We start from the raw sequence: 20,492 nt of genomic DNA on the forward strand, positions 1-20,492 counted from the left end.
GAAACGGCGTGACCGCCGATCGGATAGGGCGGATCTTTCAGAATAAATGACAGTTAAAAGTTGAGTCTTATTTTCGATTACACGTTACAGGTCGAAATTCCATGTTAGCCTCATCTCATCAAACGATGGGGATTTTCGGCTGTGGTTTGGTTCTCAATCTGAAGGGAGAGGCCATGACTGTCTGGGAAAATGTGCAACTCTGCCTGCGCTCTCAACCCAATGTGCGCGAAATGGCTGATCTGCGGACTGCGGTCCGGGTGTCGCATCCCGGTGCCTCCTATCGACGGTATAACCCCGAAAGCCAGGTGCGCTGGCCGCTGGCAGATCTCTGTGAGGCGGCGGTGCGGCGGCGTCAGCAGCATTCGCGGTTGGGAGCGTCGGCGCCGCGCTCCGATCAGGTGCTGGTGATGTATGATGCCCGCGCAGTGGAGCAGCTATCCTGGTTGAAGAACCATCCCCCGGTAGCGGGTATGGATGTCACAGCTGCGGCCACCAGCGGTCTGGAACGCGCTGGTCACGCGGATCTGTTACACGCGATTTCCGACGGGTTTGACTGGGTGCTGCTGGAATCCGCAATTGAAGAGAACGCGCGTCTGGCGCAACTCCGGGAGATGGAGCTGGCCGCTTGTCTGGGGCTTGAGGGGCGGGTGGTCCTGTTCCATTCGGCGGCGCATCTGGAGCAGCTGCTGGCGGAAGGTATTGCGCAGCTGCCGGTGATGGAGCACCGTCGTGTCGACACCGAGAGCAACGCCAAGCCGCGCCGTCGGCGCGAGGCGCTGCAGCTCTTTGCCAGTGTGACCCTGTCGCAAGACACTGATGTCATCGCGTTGCCGCAGGACGCCCCTTATGGCGGGATCGAGCTGACTGGGGATTGCACCCTCTGTCAGGCCTGCACCTGGATGTGCCCCACCAATGCGCTGATCGGAGCGGAGAACGGAGGCGGGCTGGACTTCATAGAGGCGGACTGCATGCAATGCGGGCTATGCGTATCGGTGTGCCGCCAGAATGCGATCAGATTGGTGCCACGGCTGGAGCTGAAGCGGGACCGGCTGCCGGTATCGCTGACCCAGCCGGATTTCTTCTGGTCGGATGGGCTGTCCGGCGGGGCCGAAACCGCAACGGGGGAGACGGCGCCGCAGACGGCCAGTTGCGGTTCCGGGCCGACCATCGATACGCCGGGCGCTGCTCGGGCGACTGACGCAGCGGCATCGGGCAAGACCGAGATCGATGATGATCATGACGATCCCGATGATTGGATGGGCGGTGGCGGCGCTGACTGGTCCGGGCATACTGTCCGGGAGAGGACAGACCGGGGGGCTGGCACGGGTTCGTCGCTGCTGCGGCTGAATGATCTGGGCGCGCATTGGCCTGACTGGGCGCGTTTGACGGGACTTATGGCAAAACGGCGCGAAGATCCGCTGTCCTAGGACCTTGGCGTGGCTGTGCAGAGGGGCGACAGATCTGGAGATCCGAAGCTAGCTCTGCTCCATAAACCCGCCGTATTGGCCGCGTTTGAAAATCAGACCCTTGCCCGGGCGGCTTGTGGTACGCAGCACCGCGCCGACAAGAATACTATGATCGCCGCCGTCGTGGCAGGCATGGGTGCGGCAATCAAATCGGGCAATGACATCAGGCAGAACGGGTATTCCCTCGTCATTGTCTCGCGCTGGAATACAGGAAAAATCTTCGCCGTTGCGGGCAAAATGCATCGCCATGTCCAATTGATCCTCGGCCATGACATGAATCGAAAAATGGGTGGCAGAGACAAAGGGATCGTGGCGTTTGGACGCGCGGGCGGGACACCAGAGCAGCAGTGGCGGATCCATCGAGACCGAGGTGAAGCTGTTGGCTGTGATTGCCAGCGGCCCACGGTCCGTGCGTGTGGTCACCACGGTCACGCCAGTGCCGAAACACCCTAGGGCGTCTCGGTAGGCCCGCAGGCTGTCGGGACCGGGGATAAAGCTGGTTTCGGACATCTCGCGCGCCTTTGGTTCAGTTCTGTGCTGGGTGCCATGGGAACAAGCCCATGTCCACCAGCTACCAATGTGGCACGCATCCCCTCAAAAGCCAGAGAGGATTGAAAACAGGCCCACATTTCTGCGGACCTGTCTGGTAATTAATGTTTTTCGACAACACGCTTTGATTGAACGCCGTGGTGCTGACCTTCGTCAAGCGGTTGCAGCACGTACAACTTTGCTCAGCGAGTTCGCGATCTGGTTGATCTCGCCCATTGCATCGATTCGGTTCAACACATCTTTGTCGTCGTAATAGCTGATGAGCGGCGCGGTCTGAGCATGATAGGCGGCCAGACGGCTGCCCACGGTTTCGGCATTGTCGTCCGCCCGACGCGTCATCTCTGTGCCACCACAGGCGTCACAGGTGCCCTCGACGCGTGGCTGCTTATACTGGTCGTGATAACCTTCGCCACAGCCTGCGCAGGTATACCGTCCGGCAACCCGCGCCACCATTGCGGCATCGTCCACCTCCAGGCTGACAGCGGCGTTGATCCGCTGACCGGTTTCCGCCAGCAACTTGTCCAGTGCCTCCGCCTGGACCGTCGTGCGGGGGAAGCCATCCAGGATGACGCCCTTTGCACAATCCGGTTCCGCCAGCCGGTCACGCAGGATGTTGATCACGATCTCGTCGCTGACCAGCTCGCCTGCCTCCATTACGGCTTTTGCCGCGAGGCCCGCCGGAGTGCCCGCAGCGACGGCAGCCCGCAGCAGATCGCCGGTGGATAGCTGGACAAGGCCAAAACTCTGTTCCAGTTTGCGCGCCTGGGTGCCTTTGCCGGCGCCGGGCGGTCCAAGCAGGATCAGAACCGCAGGGCGGGTTAGAACATCAGTCTCCATGTCAGCAATCATCCTTTGTCGGCCCGGTTTGCAATGAGGTCGTCGACCACGGAGGGGTCGGCGAGGGTCGAAGTGTCACCAAGCGAGCCGAAATCGTTCTCGGCGATCTTGCGCAGGATACGCCGCATGATCTTGCCTGACCGTGTCTTTGGCAGACCCGGCGCCCATTGGATCACATCCGGGCTGGCAATCGGCCCGATCTCGGTCCGCACCCAGGTGCGCAGCTCCTTCATCAACTCATCCGAGGGCTCGCGGTCGTTCATCAGGGTGACATAGCAATAGATGCCCTGGCCCTTGATCTCATGCGGGTAGCCAACCACGGCGGCCTCGGCCACGGCGGCGTGGGCCACCAGCGCGCTTTCGACCTCAGCGGTGCCCATGCGGTGGCCGGAGACATTGATCACGTCATCGACGCGACCGGTGATCCAGTAATCGCCGTCGGCATCGCGGCGGCAGCCGTCGCCGGTGAAGTAGTAGCCTTTGTAGTCGGAGAAATAGGTTTTCTCGAACCGCTCATGATCACCCCAGACGGTGCGCATCTGGCCGGGCCAGCTGTCCTTGATGCAGAGCACGCCCTCGACGCCATTGCCGTCGATTTCCTCGCCGGACTGCGGGTCCAGAACAACGGGGGCCACACCAAAGAAGGGTTTCATCGCAGCACCCGGTTTGGTCGCATGGGCGCCGGGCAGGGGGGTCATCAGATGGCCGCCGGTTTCAGTCTGCCACCAAGTGTCGACAATGGGGCATTTCCCCTTGCCGACCACATCATTGTACCATGTCCAGGCTTCCGGATTGATCGGCTCGCCGACGGTGCCGAGGGTGCGCAGCGAGGAAAGATCGCATTTCTGGACCCATTCATTGCCCTGACCCATCAAGGCGCGCAGGGCGGTGGGTGCGGTGTAGAACTGCGTCACCTTGTGCTTGTCGCAGACCTGCCAGAAGCGCGAGGCATCCGGGTAAGTCGGCACGCCCTCAAACATCAGCGTGGTGGCGCCATTGGCCAACGGGCCATAGACGATATAGCTGTGGCCGGTGACCCAGCCCACGTCCGCGGTGCACCAGTAGATGTCGCCGTCGTGGTAATCGAAGGTGATTTCGTGGGTCATCGCGGCATAGGTCAGATAGCCGCCGGTGGTATGCACCACGCCCTTCGGCTGGCCGGTTGAGCCGGATGTGTAGAGGATGAACAGCGGATCCTCGGCATTCATCTCGGCCGGTTTGCAGTAATCATCCGCTTCCAGCGCCATTTCGTTGTAGTCGTAGTCGCGCCCGTCGACCCAGGTGGTCTGACCGCCGGTGCGCTTCACCACGAGACATTTCACCGTGTCTTTTGTGTGCAAGAGGGCTGCGTCGGCGTTTGATTTCAGCGGGGTCTTGCGGCCGCCGCGCGGCGCCTCGTCGGCGGTGATGATCACCTTGGCGTCGCAGCCGTTGATCCGGGCTGCCAGCGCATCGGGGGAGAAGCCGGCAAAGACGATGGAATGAATGGCGCCAATGCGGGCGCAGGCCAGCATGGCATAGGCCGCTTCGGGGATCATCGGCAGGTAGATCACCACCCGGTCGCCCTTGCGCACGCCCATGGTCTCCAGGATGTTTGCCATCCGGCAGGTACGGGTATGCAGCTGTTTGTAAGAGATATGCTGGGCAGGCTCTTCCGGATCATCCGGTTCCCAGATGATCGCGGTCTGATCGCCTCGGGTGTCCAGGTGGCGATCAATACAGTTGGCGGAGACGTTCAACGTACCGTCCGCGTACCAGTTGATCGAGACATTGCCGAGTGTGAAATCCACATCCTTCACCTGGCTGAAGGGCTTGATCCAGTCGATCCGCTTGCCCTGTTCGCCCCAGAACCCCTCGGGATCCCGCATCGAAGCGGCGTACATCTCGTCGTATTGTGCAGCGTTGACATGGGCGCGTGCAACCGTCTCCTCCGACGGCGCATAGGCTTTGCTGTCGCTCTCCTGGGTCATCTTGTGTCCCTCCCTCCAGTCTGTTCTCGGAATGGCACACCACAGCGCACAGCGAGATGTGTCAAACCTTTTCCGTCCTCCACAGCGATAATACCCAAGCTTGAAAATAAGGAAATAAGTGTCAGAGGAATAAGGATTTACCTGTAAATCTATTTCCGAGGTCGGTCTGAGGTAGTAAACTTATTCTGGCGTTGGCACATCAATCTTTTGTTTATCATGATGTTAGGTGTAAATATCGACCGGAGCGCCCGTGCTGGCAAATCAGCGGCCTGCGCGATGCTGGCGCTATCATCGGGCGCCGACTGGCACCATCGCCTGCGGCAAACTGTGCCAGGGTACGACGCCCTCGGGTGCCTGTCGGTCCATGGGGCCGGGCGCGTCTGCGGACCGCTGCCAGGTTGTCAGGCAGGTTTTGTGCCCATGGCGCACCAGCGCCTTGTGGGGTTGGCAGCGCCCTGGCTTAGCGCTAGCGTGGTGCCAGATGCTCGCAACTCTGCGGACCTGAGGGCTGTGATCGCAGGATCACAGCAAGCCCGGCACCCGGCGACGCCAAGGTGCAGGGGGGGGGCGCAAGAGGAACAAGGGCACAAACTGGGAGGTACTCATGAAGACCAATTTGACCGCCGCAACTGCGGCGCTTGTCGGCCTGTCCATTGCAGGCAGCGCTGCGGCCACCGAATGGAACGTTTCTGTCTGGGGCAAACGCCGCGCCTTTACCGAACATGTCGAAAAGCTGGCTGAGCTGGTGTCCGAGAAAACCGGCGGCGAATTCACAATGAACATCAGCTATGGTGGCCTGTCGAAGAACAAGGAAAACCTTGACGGGATTTCCATCGGTGCCTTCGAGATGGCGCAGTTCTGCGCGGGCTACCACCGCGACAAGAACCCGTCGATCACAGTGCTGGAACTGCCGTTCCTTGGCGTGAATACGCTGGAAGAGGAAGTCGCTGTCAGCCATGCGGTCTATGCACATCCGGCCGTACAAAAGGATCTGGCGCGCTGGAACGCCAAGCTGCTGATGACTTCACCCATGCCGCAGTACAATATCGTCGGCACCGGCGAGGCGCGCGATGAGCTGGGTGAGTTCAAGGATATGCGGGTGCGCGCTACCGGCGGTATCGGTCAGGCATTTTCTGCCGTGGGCGCGGTGCCGACATCCGTGACTGCAACAGAAGCCTATAACGCGATGGAATCCGGCGTTGTCGATACCGTTGCCTTTGCCCAGCACGCGCATCTCAGCTTTGGCACCATCAACAAGGCCGACTGGTGGACCGAAAACCTCAACCCCGGCACCGTGAACTGCCCGGTGGTCGTGAACACCGATGCCTATGACGCGCTGAGCGATGCCGAGCGTGAAGCCCTGGACAGCTCGGTTGATGAGGCAATTGCCCATTACCTTGCGAACTATGGCGTGCTGCTTGAGAAATGGGACAGTGTTCTGGCCGAAAAAGGCGTCGAGAAGGTCACCATCTCCGAGGATCAGCTGGCTGAATTCCGCAAGGTTGCCGCCGATCCGATCCGCGAGCAGTGGATCGCCGACATGAGCGCGCAGGGGCTGCCTGCGCAGGAGCTTTATGACCTGGTGCAGAAAACCCTGAGCGACCTGCGTTCGGGAAGCTGATTTTCATCCAAATGATGAAAGGGCCGGGCAAAGCTGTGCCGGCCCTTTCTTACGTGATTGCAAAGTAGTTATGACGGGGGCAGACGATGGCAGGCAGTGCGGCGGTGCTGGTAGATGACAGCCTGATCAGCAGTTTGGACAGGCGTCTGCTGCGGCTGGAACGCGGATTGGCCCTGGTCAGTGGTCTTGCGGTGTTCTCGCTGATGGTACTTGCGGTGGTCTCGGTTGGCGGGCGCAATGGTTTCAACGCGCCGCTACCTGGCTATGTGGACTGGATCGAACAGGTGATGCCGCTGATCGCCTTTATGGGCATTTCCTTTGTTCAGCGCGACGGCAGCCATATTCGCATGGATCTGGTGATCTCGTCGCTGCGGGGGCGTGCACTCTGGCTGTTTGAGCTGTTCTCGGTGTTATTGATCCTGGCCCTGATGTTGGCGCTGCTCTGGGGCAGCTGGTCGCATTTCCAGCGCTCCTTCGATTTTGCCGCCCCCCTGTGGAGCCGCGACAGCTCCATCGATATCGGTCTGCCGATCTGGCCGGCCAAGCTGCTGGCGCCGGTCGCATTTGGCGTGCTGTGCCTGCGTCTGTTGCTGCAGGTCTGGGGCTATGGCCGCGCGCTGGTTCTGGGGCTGGACAGCCCGGCTGCGGTTCCGCTGGTGCAGAGCGCCGCAGAGCAGGCAGCGGCCGAGGCTGAACATCTGGGCGGGGTGTCGACCACCGCCAGTGACCGCGACTAAAGGGGCAGACTATGGAACCTATCGAAATTGGCCTCTGGGTCAGCGGCTTTCTTCTGGTAACTGTGTTCTTGGGGATGCGGGTGGCCTTTGCCGCCGGTCTAGCTGGGCTGGTCGGCCTTGTCTGGATCTTCTGGGCCAAGTTTGGCTATGATCCGGCGCGGTTCACGAAGGCGCTGACCATCGCCGTGAAGACCGCAGGGCAGGTGCCCCATTCCAAGGTCTCAAGCCAGGCGCTGAGCCTCATTCCGACCTTCATCCTGATCGGCTATCTCGCTTATTACGCAGGCCTCACCAAAGCGCTGTTTGAGGCCGCAAAACGCTGGTTGGCCTGGGTGCCGGGCGGGCTGGCGGTGTCGACCGTCTTTGCGACGGCGGGCTTTGCCGCCGTCTCTGGCGCCTCTGTTGCGACATCCGCCGTCTTTGCCCGGATCGCGATCCCCGAGATGCTGGCAATCGGTTACGACAAACGCTTTGCCGCAGGTGTGGTGGCGGCCGGCGGCACGCTGGCCTCGCTGATCCCGCCCTCTGCGATCCTTGTAATCTACGCGATCATCGTCGAACAGGACGTGGGCAAGCTCCTGCTGGCAGGCTTTATCCCCGGTGCCTTCTCGGCGCTGATTTACGGTTTGCTGATCATCGGAATGGCGATGACGATCAAGGGCTTTGGCCCTGCTGTCACCGGCTTTACCTGGCGCGAGCGCTTTGTTTCGCTGCCGCCTGCGCTGCCGATCCTGTTTGTGGTCGCGACGATCATTTTGTTTGTCTACAACCCCTTTGGGGGCGATGCCTGGGGGACCCCGACAGAGGGTGGCGCAATCGGGGCCTTTGTGGTGTTTCTGATGGCGCTGTATCGCGGGATGCGATGGGCGGAGTTCAAGGACGCGCTGCTGGAAACCGCAAAACTGTCGGTGATGATCTTTACTATCATCTGGGGCGTCCTGATCTACGTCCGCTTCCTTGGCTTTGCTGAACTGCCGGCGGCGTTTTCCGACTGGATCACCTCGCTCACCCTGTCGCCGATGCTGATCCTGATCTGCATCCTGCTGGCCTATGCGGTGCTCGGCATGTTCATGGACGCCATCGGTATGCTGCTTCTCACGCTTCCGGTGGTCTATCCGGCGGTGATGGCGCTCAACGGTGGTGAATACGTTTCAGCGGCGGAAAGCACATTTGGCATGTCCGGGCCGATGTGTGCGATCTGGTTTGGTATTCTGGTGGTGAAAATGGCCGAGTTCTGCCTGATCACCCCCCCGATCGGTCTCAACTGCTTTGTCGTTGCGGGTGTGCGGGACGATCTGACGGTGCAGGATGTGTTCAAGGGCGTGACGCCGTTCTTCATTGCCGATGGTATTACCATCGCTTTGCTGGTTGCTTTCCCCTCTATCGTGCTCTGGCTGCCAAGCCTCGCCTAAGGTTCTGCCAGATATAAAGAATACAGCTTCGGGCCACGACAGATCCTATGCCGTGGCCCAAAAAATCCCAAGTTTACAGAATTGTAAGCTCCGCGCAGAGACCCTGTAAGACTGGACCTGCATATTCGTCTCATCAGCCAGACGCGGCGTCCACCGCCCTGGCGCAATAGATGAGAGGAATGGAAGATGATCACCAAGACAACGACACGTATCGTGATGACCGCAACCCTGATTGCAGGTGGCTTTGCCGCACAGAGTCTGCGCGCGCAGCAGGCGCCGGAGGTGGCCCCGGTCGAGGTGGCAGAGGCCGAGCTGACCTATGCGGATATGCTCGCCGTGCCTGTCACCTTTGATCAGGTCATGCGCACAGCATTGGAAAACGCCGAAGGCCGACTGGTGGAAATCAGCCTTGATGACCTTCACGACACGCCTGTGTTTGTTGCGGTTGTCGCCAGTCCGACCAGCCTGACAGAGATCGTGGTGTCAGCCACCGATGGCTCGATCCTGAACACCGCGACCCAAACCGCGGCCTCACCCGAAATGATGCAGCAGCTGTTGGACGATGAGTTCGAGGACGGGCTGGACTTCGCAAGCCTGATTGATGAACTCGAAGATGATGAGTGCGATTGCGACGATGACGACGATGAGGATGACGATCACAAAGGCTGATTACCTCGTCCGGATCTGATGACGGGCCGGAGCGTGGGCTCCGACCTTATCGAAGTATTCCCTAGACCATCCTTGCCGCCGCGAGAAAGACAGATCAGGCGGCTGGCCGGAGACCATTCATGAAAAAGCTATATCTTGGCTGCCTCGCGGCAGTCGCCCTTGGAGCCTGTGGCGACAGCTATGAAAAACCGCTCCTGTTAGATGGGCCGCAGCAAGTCGGGTTTCACTCCGATTTGGGCGCCTGCCGTGCGTTGGCCGAACAACACGTAGACAAAACGTTGAAATCCAGCGCTGTTCAAGGTGCGGTGATCGGTGGCATCATCGGAGCGGTAGACAGTGAGGATGGAGACCGCGCCGATGACGCATGGATCGGAGCTGCACTCGGCGGTGGTATCGGGGCGCTTGACGGGCAGAATGAACGCGACAAACAGCGCCGCACCATTCTTATCCGCTGCATGCAGGGGCGCGGGCATCGTGTGTTGGCGTGAAACCCTGCCCAGATCCCGTCGCCGACTTGCCGGTCGACAGATACGGCCGATCGTCCGGTGCGCCGGGTTCAACCTTGGGGAGCTTAATTGTGATCCGTTGAACTCCGGTCATCCGAAACGAGCTGGCACCCAATTGCAGCGCCAGGGGGCCTGCTTGGTCACTTGGGCGCGATGCTGAAACCGGCGGAGTCCTGATGCGAATTCTCCTGCTCGAAGATGATCCTGAAATTGGCACCTGGACGGTCAAGGGCCTCATGGCAGCGGGCCATGTGGTCGACTGGATCGAGAATGGTCGCGAGGCGCTGCTGGCTGCAACAACCCGCGACTATGATGTCCTGATCTTTGACAGGATGACGCCGGATCTTGACGGGCTTTCGGCGCTGAAAACCCTGCGCTCTGCACGGATTGCCACCCCCTTGATCCTGCTCACCGCGCTCGGCGCGGTTGAGGACCGTGTCGAGGGGCTGGAAGCTGGTGCGGACGACTATCTCAGCAAACCCTTCGCCATGTCTGAGCTGCTGGCCCGTATCACCGCCCTGGGCCGTCGCGGACGGGCTGAGGCCGCAGAAATGACGACCCGGCTCTCTCATCGCGGGCTTGAGCTAGATCTCTTGAGCCAGACCTGTACCTGCAATGGCCAGACCGTCTTGCTGAACCCCAAGGAGTTTCGCCTGCTGGAGGTTCTGATGCGTTCCAAGGGGCGGATCCAGACCCGCGCCATGCTGCTTGAACGGGTCTGGGACATTAATTTCGATCCCGCCACCAGCGTTGTCGAAACCCATATGAGCCGCTTGCGGAACAAGATTGAAAAACCCTTCGGAACGGAGTTCATCAAAACCGTGCGCGGGTCCGGGTATATGTTCCTTGATTAGATCCTTCATAAAGAGCCTGTTGCGGATGAGCGCCCTGCGTCAGGCGATTGCCCTGTCGCTGGCGTTTCTGGTTCTGCTGACCATTGGCGGGCTGCTGCTTGACGATGTCATCACCGAAGAGTTCCGCGCCGAGACGGAAGCGGCGCTGCGGGAGGAATATCAGCGCATCAGCGATCGGCTGACACGCACCGGTCGCTTCCCCGATCAGATCGTGACTGCCGAAGTGTTTTCCGACAGCGGTGTCGGCTATGCCGTTCTGCGCGCAGATGGCAAGGTTCTCGGCCCCGTGCTGCGGGGAGCTTTTGACAGGCCGGGGTTTGATATCCTGGAGGGCGAACAGCTGTTTCAACCTGAGGCACTGGAAACTCTGGACCGGATCTTTGAGCTGATCGAGGATGAAGCCGAAGAGGACGATATATCCTCTGACCAGCCGGGGCAGAACCCTGGTACCGCTCGCCAGCTGGGCTTCGATGTGGAGTTTGACAGCGACGCCGATCTCGGCTGGCGCATCTATAGCGGTGCGGTGCTGAATGGCCGCCTTCTGGTCTATGCGCCCGGTGTCAGTGCCTTTGGCGCGGATCTTACCGGCGTCATCCTTATCTTCGTCATCATCCTGTCGCTGCCTGCGCTGGTCATCGGATTGATCTTCGGGATCCGGGCACAGCGACGTCTGAACCGGATCGGCGCGGGATTTGACCGTATTGCCGATGGCAATCTTGATCTTCGGCTGGCGCCCCGGGTGATCCGCGATGATATTGATGAACTGGCTGCGCGGATTGACGGTGCCACCGAACGTTTGCAGTCCTCGATGCGGCAGATGTCTGATTTTTCCGCCAATATTGCGCATGATCTGCGCACGCCACTGACACGTCTGCGGCTGCATCTCGATCAGGCGGAAGACGCCGAGGATCAGGCCGCCCATAGAGAGGCCGCGATTGCGCAGATGGATGATATCATTGCCATCTTTGGCGCCATCCAGCGGATTGCGCGGATGCAGAGCCAGCGGCGGCGGGACGGTTTTGCACCCGTCGAACTGGCGACAGTCGTGGAGCAGGTGCACGAAATATACGAGGCGGTGGCGCAGGACGCCGGGCAAGAGCTGTCCTGCCGCGTCAGCGATGCCGTCACTATCAATGCGGACCGCAGCCTGATCATGCAGCTTCTGGCAAATCTGATCGAGAACGCAATCCGCCACGCCGGCGAGGGGGCCAGCATTGCAATCGACTTGAGCGGTCGCAGGCTGTCAGTCACCGACACTGGCCCGGGAATACCCGAGGCTGAACGCAGCCGCGTGCTGGATCCGCTCTACCGGCTCGATCGCAGCCGCAACACCGCCGGGGCAGGGCTTGGGCTGGCCATGGTAAAAGCGATTGCAGACCTGCACGAAGCGGAGCTGGCGTTGATGTCGGGACCAGATCAGCGCGGACTGCGGGTCGAGGTGAGATTTCCCGAAGGCTGACGTCGCCCGCCCGCCGTCGAGGATGCCATTTTGTACCGCTGCGCCAAAAAGCCGCGAAGCTGCGGAAATAGGGTTACCCATTGCGCGCGCGCCTCAGCTACTAAGTGCTGTGCCGCGTGTTGGCGCTGTTTCAGATCAAAAATGACAAGCACCATGAAGTTGACCGGCCCCTTTCTGTTCATTCTTGCGACATTGATGATTGATGCGATTGGTATTGGCATCGTGTTTCCGATCATGCCCGATCTGATGCTGAGAGTGGGGGCCGAAAGTACCGCCGAAGGCGCGTTGTGGAGCGGCATCATGATGTCGGCCTATGCCGCCGCCATGTTTCTGTTCGGCCCGATTGTCGGCAGCCTCTCCGACGCCTATGGGCGTCGGCCGATCCTGATCCTCGCGCTTGTCACCCTGACGATCGACTATGTCATCATGGCGCTGGCCCAGACCTATTGGATGCTGCTGGTTGGTCGGGTCATCGCCGGGATGGCGGGGGCGACTTATATCACGGCGACCGCCTATATATCGGATATCGCCAAACCGGCAGAGCGTGGCGCTGCCTTTGGGATGATCGGTGCCGCCTTTGGTATCGGCTTTGTGCTGGGGCCTGCGATTGGCGGCATGGCGTCGGGGCTGCACATCAGCGCGCCCTTCTGGATCGCTGCGGGCCTTTCGGCGGTCAACGTGCTGTTCGGGCTGATCATTCTGCCGGAATCCCTGAAGCCGGAGAACCGTCGCCCGTTTGGCCGCCGTGATATCAACCCCTTCGCGACCCTCCTCCGCGCCTTTGCCATCCCCGGTCTGGCGATCCCCTTGATCTGTATCTTTGTCTTTGAGTTCGCCAATCTGGTCTACCCGACACTCTGGTCCTTCTGGGGCCGCGAGGTGTTTGGCTGGGACGGGTTCACCATCGGGCTGACCCTTTCAGCCTATGGTGTTCTGATCGCCGTGGTACAGGCGGGCATCCTGCCGCAGCTCACCAAACGCCTTGGGGATTTCAGAACACTGATCATCGCGATGGTGGCGGCGGTGATTTCCATGATCGGGTTTGGCGTTGCCAGTGCCATCTGGGTCGTCATTGTGTTTCTGCCGATCGCCGCCCTGTCAGATATGGCTCCGCCGCTGATCACCGCATTTGCGGCCAACCGGGTTGGCGAGGATCAGCAGGGTGTGGTTCAGGGCGTCATCGCCTCGCTGTCGTCGGTTGCTGCTGTCGCAGCTCCGCTGGTGCTTACCGGGGTGTTTGAACGGTTTGTCGGCGAGACCGGCTGGTATCTGCCCGGTGCCCCGTTTCTGGTCGCCGCTGTCCTTGTGGTGGCGATGGTGCCGCTGGTACTGCGTCTCAGGGCTCATGACACCGGCTGACGGCCTTCACAAAAGAAAAGGGCTTGGAGATGTAAACTCCAAGCCCTTGAAATCTTTGGCTCCGGCGGTAGGGATCGAACCTACGACCAATTGATTAACAGTCAACTGCTCTACCGCTGAGCTACGCCGGAACGGTTTGTGCCGTATAGCGGTCGGATCTGATGAGGTCCAGAGTCGTTTTGCGATTTTTTGAAAAAATCTGCGGTCATCCGGTTGTCTATGGGAGCTGAGCGAACAGTGCGCCGAATGACAGAGGATCTGCGCATGTGACGCGGGATTGCCCTGCAAGATCAACGAGGTGGGCAAAAACATTGCGCTCGGCGGCGATGCGCAGCGCGGCCGGGGTTTCGGTGTAGATACGCGCGGTCAGCTCTGCCACGGTGGCCGGTCCTTTCGCAAGCTCCGCCATGATCGCAGCCTCACGCCCTTTGCGGTGGGTGATCAGCCAGGCGAGCCGGGCCGCAGGGTCGCAAACTGGTGCGCCGTGCCCGGGGTAGAAGACGCGCCAGTTGCGCGCGGCCAATCGCTGGCAGGAAGCCATGAAATCTGTCAGATCGCCATCGGGAGGCGACACCAGAGAACTGGCCCAGCCCATCACGTGATCGGCGGTAAAACAGGTGTCTTTCCAGGCAAAAGCGATATGATTGCCAAGATGTCCGGGCGTGTGGATCACTTCCAGCTGCCAGTCCGGGCCGGCCACGATATCACCGTCGCGCAGCCTGATGTCTGGCGTGAAATCCACATCGATGCCCTCACCGCCACCGGCGAGGCCGGCGGCGGCCAGCTCCGTCATCACAGCGCTTCGCCCTGTTGTTGCATCGCCGAAGGCGTAGACCGGCGCGCCGGTGGCCTTGGCAAGCGGCCGGGCGAGGGGGGAATGGTCCAGATGGCTGTGGCTGACCAGAATGTGGCTGATGCGCTGATCCGGTTCCACGGCGTCAAGGATCGCCCGCAGATGGGCGTCACTCATTGGGCCGGGGTCGATGATGGCAATATCGCTGTGGCCCAGCAGATAGGTATTGGTGCCGCGATATGTCATCGCAGAGGGGTTCGGTGCGAGGATACGGCGCAGACCCGGTTCGACATTCTCCGCGATGCCTGCGGGGGGATTGAAATCGTCGGGTGCCTGCATCTGCTCTGATCCTTGGTGATAAACGGGGCGCGGAAGATGCGCGTTTTGCTTTTCAGCGGCGGGGTCGCGCGGTAGGTGTAGCGCATGTTCTTTCAATGGCTCAAACACTATATGCCGCGCAGCCTTTACGGGCGAGCGGCGCTTATCCTGCTGGTGCCGATCGTAACGCTGCAACTGGTTATTTCGGTTGTGTTCATCAAGCGTGACCTTGAGGATCTGACGGTCCAGATGACGCTCACAATGCTGCGCGAGCTGCGCCTGCTGGAGCAGGTGCTGGCACCGGCTGGCAGTCGCGAGGAGGCCCTGCAACTGGCCGATCCGCTGCTGCGACCGCTCCAGATGCAGCTGCGCTTTCTCGAGCCGGAGGAGCCGGTACCGCTGGATCAGATGGGGCTACTGGAGTTTTCGGGCCGGGTGGTGCGGGACACCTTGCAGGCGACGGCGCCACAGTTCATTTCTGCCCAGTTCCCCAACACGCGCCGGGTGCAGCTGGTGCTGGATAGCGAACACGGGCCACTGGCGCTGGTGTTTGACCGGCGGCGACTGACGGCAGCGGCGCCGCATCAGCTGATTGTCACCATGATCGTCTTTGGTTTCCTGATGACGGTCATCGCATTCGTCTACATGCGCAACCAGCTGCGCCCGATCAAGCAGCTCGCGGAGGCGGCACAGGCCTTTGGGCGGGGACGAACGGAGCCTTATTCGCCGCGCGGGGCCAATGAGGTGCGCGCAGCCGGCAGCGCCTTTCTGGACATGCGGGCGCGGATCGAACGTCAGATGGAGCAGCGCACGCTGATGCTCTCCGGTGTCAGCCACGATCTGCGCACGCCGCTGACGCGCATGAAACTGGGCCTGTCAATGCTGGATGACGAGGAGGCCGAGCCGCTGCGTCAGGATGTCGACGAGATGCAGGCGCTCCTGGATGCCTTTCTCGACTTCTCGCGCGGTGTCTCCACCAGCGAGCCGGAAGAAGTGGATCCGCATGTGATGATCACGCTGCTGGTCGATGGCTGGCGGCGGCAGGGCAAGGATGTGATGCTCGGCGAGATGAGCGGCGAAGGCAAGGTGATGCTGCGCGGCGCAGCGATGCGTCGGGCCGTGCAGAATCTGATCTCAAACGCAGTGCGTTATGGCACCCGCGCACGGGTGTCCGTTGCCATGACCGAGAAATTCCTGCGCATAAGGGTCGAGGATGACGGTCCTGGCATTGCAGAGGCGGACCGGACCGAGGCGACCCGGCCCTTTACCCGGCTTGATCCTGCCCGCAATCAGGATCTTGGCAGCGGGGTTGGTCTGGGGCTGGCGATTGTCACCGATATTGCGCGCGCGCATGGTGGGACGCTCCGGCTGGGCATCAGCGCCGAGCTGGGTGGGCTACAGGCCGATATCGTGATCGGCTTGTAATATCCCCGTCACCGGGGCGCGCTCAGATCAGCTCTGAGATCTCTACGCTGCGCCGCTCGGCAATGGAGATCTGCGCCGCCATCCCCATGAGCACTGCCATCCGCCCATCATGAAGGGTCACCTCAGGTGTTGCGCGTTCGCCGCGGACCAGTTCGAGAAACTTCTGGTGCTGATAAAAGGTGGATCCGTTGTGATCACCCGCCTCAAGAAGTTCGGGATCAACAGGAATCTCTTGTTTTACAGGGCCTTTGGGGGAGCGTGGCGAGGTCACCAGCTTCGGCAGCGGCGGCGCGCCCAGATGGGTGGGCCAGAACCGCCCCGGTCCGGGCACAAAGGCTTCGATCTTGCCTGTGGGGCCGACGGCGGCGACCTCTTCCTGATATTCAGCGCCTTCGGCAAACATGCACAGGTCCAGCATCGCCCGGGCGCCGCAGCTGAAGTCGACGATCACGTAGCCATTGTCGAGGATGTCCGGGGTTCCCTCGGAATAGCGTTCGTCCAGATGGTTCACATCCTGACCGCCGCTGGCCATAACCCGTAGCGGTTCAGAACCGAGCGTCAGCCGCATCAGATCGAAGAAGTGACAGCATTTCTCAACAAAGGTGCCTCCGGATTTGGCGTCAAACCGGTTCCAGTCATCGACTTTTGCGAGAAATGGAAACCGATGCTCGCGGATGCTCAGCATCTTGATGCCGCCGGTCGCTGTCTGGGCCTGCTTCAGGAAAGCCGCAATGGGGGGCATATAGCGATATTCCATCGCCACCCAAACGGGGGCCGGATAATCTGCTGCAAAACCGTCCAGTCGTGCCAGATCGGCAAGACTGGTGAACAGCGGTTTTTCGACCAGCACCGGCAACGGGCGCAGGCGGGCCAGGGTCTCCAGCTGCTCCAGATGGCGGAAATTGGGACTGGCGATCAACAGGCAGTCAAGCTCAGCTACAGCCAGCAGGGCCTCGATACTGTCCACGAACGCTGCATCAGGGGCGAGTGTGGCGGCAATCTCGCGCATGGCCGCATTGGGTTCATAGATCGCACCGACCCGCGTGTTGTCCAGCAGGGCGATATTGCGCAGATGTTCCTGGCCCATCATGCCGCAGCCGATGATTCCATAGGTGGTGGGGTGTGACATGTTTCCTCCTACGTCAGGCGCTGCACATAAAGCGCCCTGTCCGGGTCAAACCAAGTGCGTGAGAACTCCACGGCGGCCTCATCCTGTGCCCAGCTTAGCCGTTCGATATACCCAACCGTCGCGCCCGGGGGCTTGCCAAACCGTGTCGGCGCCCAGTCGGGCACCCGACCAAGCGATACCCGATCCTCGGCTCGGCTGATCCAGAAGCCCAGATGCAGCCGATAATATCTATAGAGGGAATCGGACAGCTGTCCGGCATCAACCTGTCCCGCGCCACCATCCAGCCAGATCTCTTCAACGGCGATCACCACATCATCGAGATACCGCAGCCGCCTGATCCGGGTGCCACTGCCTGACCTGCCAAATTCGGGCAGCGTATCGGGCTTGGCGAGCGCGGTCACCGACAGAACATCTGCCGTGGGCAAGCCACCACCGCCGGGCAGCTCCAGCCGAAACATCGAATAGACGCTTTGCACTGACTGGGTGGTGCGGATGTAGTTTCCCGATCCTTGAATCCGTTCGAGCATCCCCTGTTTTTCTAGCTCCGACAGGGATTTGCGCAGGGTTCTTACGGTGGTTCCATACTGCTGCGCCAGCTGACGCTCGGGCGGCAGTCGCTCCCCGTCGGCCAACCTCCCGGCTGCGATCTCACGGGTCAGGGACTCGCTGATCTGAAGGTAAAGCGGCAGCGCGCTGGCAGTGGAGCGGGCAGTGGGCATGGGGCCAATCGTCACCATGTGAGAAAAATTGATACACCATTGATCTACATCAAGGCGCAGGCTATGCAAGAGTTAAGTTGCCAACTGCGAGGGAGAGACCGATGAGCGTTGTTCCGGTAACATCCGCGGATCTTGATGCGGTCGAAGTGTCCTGGTTTGCGGCACTCTGCTCGGACGATTACCAGTTTCTTGGTGTACCGGATGGTGACCTGCGGTCGTCCTGGGCGCATTGCTCTGACATCGTGAAAGAGGCAGAGGCGCAGGGGTTTCGTAATATCCTTTGCCCGTCGTCCTATCAGGTGGGTCAGGATACGCTCAGCTTTGTGGCGGGCTGTGCGCCGATCACTGACAGGATCAACATGCTGGCAGCGGTGCGCTGCGGCGAGATGCAGCCGATCATGCTGGCGCGTACCCTGGCCACCTTGGATCACATGCTGAAGGGGCGGCTGACGGTCAATATTATCTCCTCCGATTTTCCGGGGGAGACCGCCGACAGCGGCTTTCGCTATCAGCGCTCGCGCGAAGTGGTGGAGATCCTGAAACAGGCCTGGACCCGGGATGAGATCAACCACAATGGCGAGGTCTACCAATTCGAAGGGCTGACCACCGATCCGGCGAAACCCTATCAGACCGGCGGGCCGCTGCTGTACTTTGGGGGCTATTCCCCGGCGGCGCTGGAGCTCTGCGGTGAACATTGCGACGTCTATCTGATGTGGCCGGAAAAGATGGAAGATCTGGCCGGTCGGATGCAGGCGGTTCATAGCGTCGCGGAAACTTATGGGCGTACGCTTGATTATGGTCTGCGGGTGCATGTCATTGTCCGCGACACCGAGGCAGAAGCCTATGAATACGCCGATCACCTTGTATCGAAACTGGATGATGCGCAGGGCAAGGCCATTCGGGAGCGGGCGCTGGATGCCACCTCGCTGGGCGTGGCGCATCAGGCCAAGAACCGCGATATTGCTGATGAATTCGGGTTTATCGAACCGAACCTCTGGACAGGGATAGGGCGGGCACGCTCTGGTTGCGGGGCGGCGCTGGTCGGATCCACCGATCAGGTCATGTCAAAGCTGGAAGCCTACCAGAAGATGGGCATCCGCGCCTTTGTGCTGTCGGGCTACCCGCATCTGGAGGAAGCGCGGCATTTCGGGGCGCGGGTGATGCCACATCTTAAAACCTGCTCACTGCCGCATGAATATGGCCGGGTGCCGCAATCGACCCCGGCGACACCCCTAGGGAACGGAGAACGTCGTTGATGGAACGGATCGAGATCGCAGAAGGGCTGGAGTTCAGCCGTCTGGTCTATGGCATGTGGCGTCTTGGCGATGACAGCGATACCTCGACCGCCCATGTCGAGGCCAAGATCGAGGCCTGTCTGGCGCAGGGGATCACCACCTTTGATCAGGCAGATATCTATGGCGGCTATACAGCCGAAGGGATCCTGGGGCGGGCGCTGAAGGCGAATCCAGCCCTGCGTGAGCAGATGGAGATCGTCACCAAATGCGATATCGTGGCTCCAGTCGGGCGCTATGCGGACGCGACGGTCAAACATTACGATACCTCCGCCGCCCATATCACCCGTTCGGTTGAGACGTCGCTGATGGAAATGGGCATCGACCATATCGACCTCTTGCTGATCCATCGGCCGGATCCGCTGATGGATCATGTCGAGACAGGGGCCGCGCTGGACGCGCTGGTCGCCGCAGGCAAATTGCGCGCCGTCGGCGTGTCGAACTTCCGTCCCTGGGATTGGGAGCTGCTGCAATCGGCGATGAAGACGCCGCTGGCCACCAATCAGATCGAACTTTCTTTGTCCGAGATCAGCCCCTTCACCAACGGCGATCTGGCCTTTCATCAGCGGCAGGGGCATCCGCTGATGGCGTGGTCACCGCTTGGCGGTGGGGGGCTGATGACCGGGAGCGGCCAATTGGCCGATCGGCTGGATGCGATTGCTGCCGCGCAAGGCGTTGACCGCGCCGCCGTCGCCATAGCCTTCCTGTTGCGGCACCCGGCTCAGATCCTGCCGGTGCTGGGCACCAATAATCTGGAGCGGATCAAACAGGCCTCTGACGCGCTGAAGGTCGAGCTGGACCGCCCGACCTGGTTCACCCTGTACGAGGCGGCATTGGGCCGGGAGGTCGCATGATGTCGGCACATGCAGGGCAGGGCAAACACAGCTTTGTTCCCGCACCGGACAACACGCGGCTGCTGCGCGACGCCTTTGGCCGGTTCGCAACTGGGGTCACCATCGTGACCGCAGCCTCCGATCAGGGGGTTGTGGCGATCACCGCCAACAGTTTTTCCTCGGTCTCGCTGACGCCGCCGCTGGTGCTGTGGTCGCCCGACCGCAACTCGCGCCGCTTTCCCTATTTCGAGAGAGCCCGCCACTACGCCATCCACGTTCTGGCGGCGGATCAGGATGATCTGTGTTGGCAGGTCGCAAAAGATGCTTTTGGGCTGAACCATTTGCAGCTGGAGCGCAACAAAAACGGGGTGCCGCTCTTGGAAAACTGTCTGGCGCGGTTTGAATGCACCCGTTCAGCCATCCATGACGGGGGAGACCACGCCATCGTGCTGGGTCACGTTGACCGCGCCACCATGCGCGAAGAAGGGGACGCATTGACATTCTACAAGGGCCAGATGGGCCAGATCGCCGTGTCACGCTAGCG

General features: G+C 60.8%; 19 protein-coding genes and 1 tRNA gene. 13 read left to right on the top strand and 7 right to left on the bottom strand.

Going from position 1 to position 20,492, the window contains the following annotated elements; all coding sequences use genetic code 11:
* Nucleotides 1–173: 173 nt before the first annotated feature.
* A complete protein-coding gene (locus VWY34_RS10770) occupies nt 174–1,427 on the top strand; it encodes a 4Fe-4S dicluster domain-containing protein (RefSeq protein WP_416544255.1) in 1,254 nt (417 codons plus the stop codon).
* A 48-nt stretch (nt 1,428–1,475) separates the two neighbouring features.
* On the opposite strand, the gene VWY34_RS10775 is transcribed toward VWY34_RS10770, so the two are convergent.
* From VWY34_RS10775 to acs, 3 genes are all read right to left on the bottom strand, one after another.
* Complete coding sequence (locus VWY34_RS10775) at nt 1,476–1,976, bottom strand: flavin reductase family protein (protein WP_416536150.1); 501 nt, start codon at nt 1,974–1,976, stop codon at nt 1,476–1,478.
* 192 nt (nt 1,977–2,168) lie between these two features.
* Complete coding sequence (locus VWY34_RS10780) at nt 2,169–2,852, bottom strand: adenylate kinase (RefSeq protein ID WP_416536148.1); 684 nt, start codon at nt 2,850–2,852, stop codon at nt 2,169–2,171.
* Between the two features lie 8 nt (nt 2,853–2,860).
* Nucleotides 2,861–4,822, bottom strand: a complete 1,962-nt coding sequence (gene acs, locus VWY34_RS10785; protein WP_340545350.1) for an acetate--CoA ligase — start codon at nt 4,820–4,822, stop codon at nt 2,861–2,863.
* A gap of 604 nt (nt 4,823–5,426) precedes the next feature.
* Between acs and VWY34_RS10790 the strand changes: the two genes are divergently transcribed.
* The 8 genes from VWY34_RS10790 to VWY34_RS10825 all read left to right on the top strand — a co-directional run bounded on the left by VWY34_RS10790 (nt 5,427) and on the right by VWY34_RS10825 (nt 13,439).
* Nucleotides 5,427–6,443, top strand: a complete 1,017-nt coding sequence (locus tag VWY34_RS10790) for a C4-dicarboxylate TRAP transporter substrate-binding protein (protein ID WP_340545351.1) — start codon at nt 5,427–5,429, stop codon at nt 6,441–6,443.
* An 86-nt stretch (nt 6,444–6,529) separates the two neighbouring features.
* Nucleotides 6,530–7,180: a TRAP transporter small permease subunit gene (locus tag VWY34_RS10795; protein WP_340545352.1), complete on the top strand. Its 651-nt coding sequence runs from the start codon at nt 6,530–6,532 to the stop codon at nt 7,178–7,180.
* A gap of 11 nt (nt 7,181–7,191) precedes the next feature.
* Nucleotides 7,192–8,592 (top strand): TRAP transporter large permease, encoded by a 1,401-nt coding sequence (locus VWY34_RS10800; protein WP_340545353.1) that lies wholly within the window; start codon nt 7,192–7,194, stop codon nt 8,590–8,592.
* A 186-nt stretch (nt 8,593–8,778) separates the two neighbouring features.
* The gene (locus VWY34_RS10805; protein ID WP_340545354.1) at nt 8,779–9,261 is read left to right on the top strand and encodes a hypothetical protein; all 483 of its coding nucleotides are present in this window, start codon (nt 8,779–8,781) and stop codon (nt 9,259–9,261) included.
* Nucleotides 9,262–9,380: 119 nt separating this feature from the next.
* A complete protein-coding gene (locus VWY34_RS10810) occupies nt 9,381–9,749 on the top strand; it encodes a glycine zipper family protein (protein WP_416542390.1) in 369 nt (122 codons plus the stop codon).
* A 194-nt stretch (nt 9,750–9,943) separates the two neighbouring features.
* A complete protein-coding gene (locus VWY34_RS10815; protein ID WP_416536140.1) occupies nt 9,944–10,621 on the top strand; it encodes a response regulator transcription factor in 678 nt (225 codons plus the stop codon).
* Between the two features lie 25 nt (nt 10,622–10,646).
* The gene (locus tag VWY34_RS10820) at nt 10,647–12,080 is read left to right on the top strand and encodes a sensor histidine kinase (protein ID WP_416544256.1); all 1,434 of its coding nucleotides are present in this window, start codon (nt 10,647–10,649) and stop codon (nt 12,078–12,080) included.
* A gap of 153 nt (nt 12,081–12,233) precedes the next feature.
* A complete protein-coding gene (locus tag VWY34_RS10825) occupies nt 12,234–13,439 on the top strand; it encodes an MFS transporter (RefSeq protein ID WP_340545358.1) in 1,206 nt (401 codons plus the stop codon).
* 56 nt (nt 13,440–13,495) lie between these two features.
* Here VWY34_RS10825 and VWY34_RS10830 read toward each other — a convergent pair.
* Together VWY34_RS10830 and VWY34_RS10835 are read right to left on the bottom strand one after the other, a co-directional pair.
* Nucleotides 13,496–13,570: transfer RNA gene (locus VWY34_RS10830), tRNA-Asn, on the bottom strand.
* Between the two features lie 86 nt (nt 13,571–13,656).
* Complete coding sequence (locus VWY34_RS10835; protein WP_416538651.1) at nt 13,657–14,571, bottom strand: MBL fold metallo-hydrolase; 915 nt, start codon at nt 14,569–14,571, stop codon at nt 13,657–13,659.
* 84 nt (nt 14,572–14,655) lie between these two features.
* Between VWY34_RS10835 and VWY34_RS10840 the strand changes: the two genes are divergently transcribed.
* A complete protein-coding gene (locus VWY34_RS10840) occupies nt 14,656–15,975 on the top strand; it encodes an ATP-binding protein (RefSeq protein WP_416544257.1) in 1,320 nt (439 codons plus the stop codon).
* A 22-nt stretch (nt 15,976–15,997) separates the two neighbouring features.
* On the opposite strand, the gene VWY34_RS10845 is transcribed toward VWY34_RS10840, so the two are convergent.
* Together VWY34_RS10845 and VWY34_RS10850 are read right to left on the bottom strand one after the other, a co-directional pair.
* Nucleotides 15,998–17,104 carry a Gfo/Idh/MocA family protein gene (locus VWY34_RS10845; protein WP_416544258.1) on the bottom strand — a complete coding sequence of 369 codons (1,107 nt, stop codon included), beginning with the start codon at nt 17,102–17,104 and terminating at the stop codon, nt 15,998–16,000.
* Between the two features lie 8 nt (nt 17,105–17,112).
* Entirely contained in the window at nt 17,113–17,823 is a 711-nt protein-coding gene (locus tag VWY34_RS10850) for a GntR family transcriptional regulator (RefSeq protein ID WP_416544259.1), read from the bottom strand.
* A gap of 101 nt (nt 17,824–17,924) precedes the next feature.
* Here VWY34_RS10850 and VWY34_RS10855 point away from each other — a divergent pair, with 101 nt between their 5' ends.
* From VWY34_RS10855 to VWY34_RS10865, 3 genes are read left to right on the top strand one after another with little or no spacing between them, the layout of a single operon-like run.
* Nucleotides 17,925–19,079: an LLM class flavin-dependent oxidoreductase gene (locus VWY34_RS10855; protein ID WP_416542383.1), complete on the top strand. Its 1,155-nt coding sequence runs from the start codon at nt 17,925–17,927 to the stop codon at nt 19,077–19,079.
* Nucleotides 19,079–19,969, top strand: coding sequence for an aldo/keto reductase (locus tag VWY34_RS10860; RefSeq protein ID WP_416544260.1), 891 nt, complete (start codon nt 19,079–19,081; stop codon nt 19,967–19,969). Before VWY34_RS10855 ends, VWY34_RS10860 begins: the two co-directional genes overlap by 1 nt.
* Nucleotides 19,969–20,490: a flavin reductase family protein gene (locus VWY34_RS10865; RefSeq protein WP_416544261.1), complete on the top strand. Its 522-nt coding sequence runs from the start codon at nt 19,969–19,971 to the stop codon at nt 20,488–20,490. The genes VWY34_RS10860 and VWY34_RS10865 overlap by 1 nt, the downstream gene beginning before the upstream one ends.
* Nucleotides 20,491–20,492: the final 2 nt, after the last annotated feature.

It is taken from the genome of Phaeobacter sp. JH20_02, assembly GCF_048056915.1.
In the GTDB taxonomy this organism is placed as follows: Bacteria; Pseudomonadota; Alphaproteobacteria; order Rhodobacterales; family Rhodobacteraceae; genus Phaeobacter; species Phaeobacter bryozoorum.

Excerpts from the sequence above, each read along its gene's own strand:
- VWY34_RS10800 (WP_340545353.1), top strand. The coding sequence starts at position 7,192 with ATGGAACCTATCGAAATTGGCCTCTGGGTCAGCGGCTTTCTTCTGGTA.
- VWY34_RS10835 (WP_416538651.1), bottom strand. The coding sequence starts at position 14,571 with ATGCAGGCACCCGACGATTTCAATCCCCCCGCAGGCATCGCGGAGAAT.
- VWY34_RS10840 (WP_416544257.1), top strand. The coding sequence starts at position 14,656 with ATGTTCTTTCAATGGCTCAAACACTATATGCCGCGCAGCCTTTACGGG.
- VWY34_RS10775 (WP_416536150.1), bottom strand. The coding sequence starts at position 1,976 with ATGTCCGAAACCAGCTTTATCCCCGGTCCCGACAGCCTGCGGGCCTAC.
- VWY34_RS10815 (WP_416536140.1), top strand. The coding sequence starts at position 9,944 with ATGCGAATTCTCCTGCTCGAAGATGATCCTGAAATTGGCACCTGGACG.
- VWY34_RS10865 (WP_416544261.1), top strand. The coding sequence starts at position 19,969 with ATGTCGGCACATGCAGGGCAGGGCAAACACAGCTTTGTTCCCGCACCG.
- VWY34_RS10850 (WP_416544259.1), bottom strand. The coding sequence starts at position 17,823 with ATGCCCACTGCCCGCTCCACTGCCAGCGCGCTGCCGCTTTACCTTCAG.
- VWY34_RS10845 (WP_416544258.1), bottom strand. The coding sequence starts at position 17,104 with ATGTCACACCCCACCACCTATGGAATCATCGGCTGCGGCATGATGGGC.
- VWY34_RS10860 (WP_416544260.1), top strand. The coding sequence starts at position 19,079 with ATGGAACGGATCGAGATCGCAGAAGGGCTGGAGTTCAGCCGTCTGGTC.
- VWY34_RS10795 (WP_340545352.1), top strand. The coding sequence starts at position 6,530 with ATGGCAGGCAGTGCGGCGGTGCTGGTAGATGACAGCCTGATCAGCAGT.
- VWY34_RS10820 (WP_416544256.1), top strand. The coding sequence starts at position 10,647 with ATGAGCGCCCTGCGTCAGGCGATTGCCCTGTCGCTGGCGTTTCTGGTT.
- VWY34_RS10770 (WP_416544255.1), top strand. The coding sequence starts at position 174 with ATGACTGTCTGGGAAAATGTGCAACTCTGCCTGCGCTCTCAACCCAAT.
- acs (WP_340545350.1), bottom strand. The coding sequence starts at position 4,822 with ATGACCCAGGAGAGCGACAGCAAAGCCTATGCGCCGTCGGAGGAGACG.
- VWY34_RS10855 (WP_416542383.1), top strand. The coding sequence starts at position 17,925 with ATGAGCGTTGTTCCGGTAACATCCGCGGATCTTGATGCGGTCGAAGTG.
- VWY34_RS10825 (WP_340545358.1), top strand. The coding sequence starts at position 12,234 with ATGAAGTTGACCGGCCCCTTTCTGTTCATTCTTGCGACATTGATGATT.
- VWY34_RS10805 (WP_340545354.1), top strand. The coding sequence starts at position 8,779 with ATGATCACCAAGACAACGACACGTATCGTGATGACCGCAACCCTGATT.
- VWY34_RS10790 (WP_340545351.1), top strand. The coding sequence starts at position 5,427 with ATGAAGACCAATTTGACCGCCGCAACTGCGGCGCTTGTCGGCCTGTCC.
- VWY34_RS10810 (WP_416542390.1), top strand. The coding sequence starts at position 9,381 with ATGAAAAAGCTATATCTTGGCTGCCTCGCGGCAGTCGCCCTTGGAGCC.
- VWY34_RS10780 (WP_416536148.1), bottom strand. The coding sequence starts at position 2,852 with ATGGAGACTGATGTTCTAACCCGCCCTGCGGTTCTGATCCTGCTTGGA.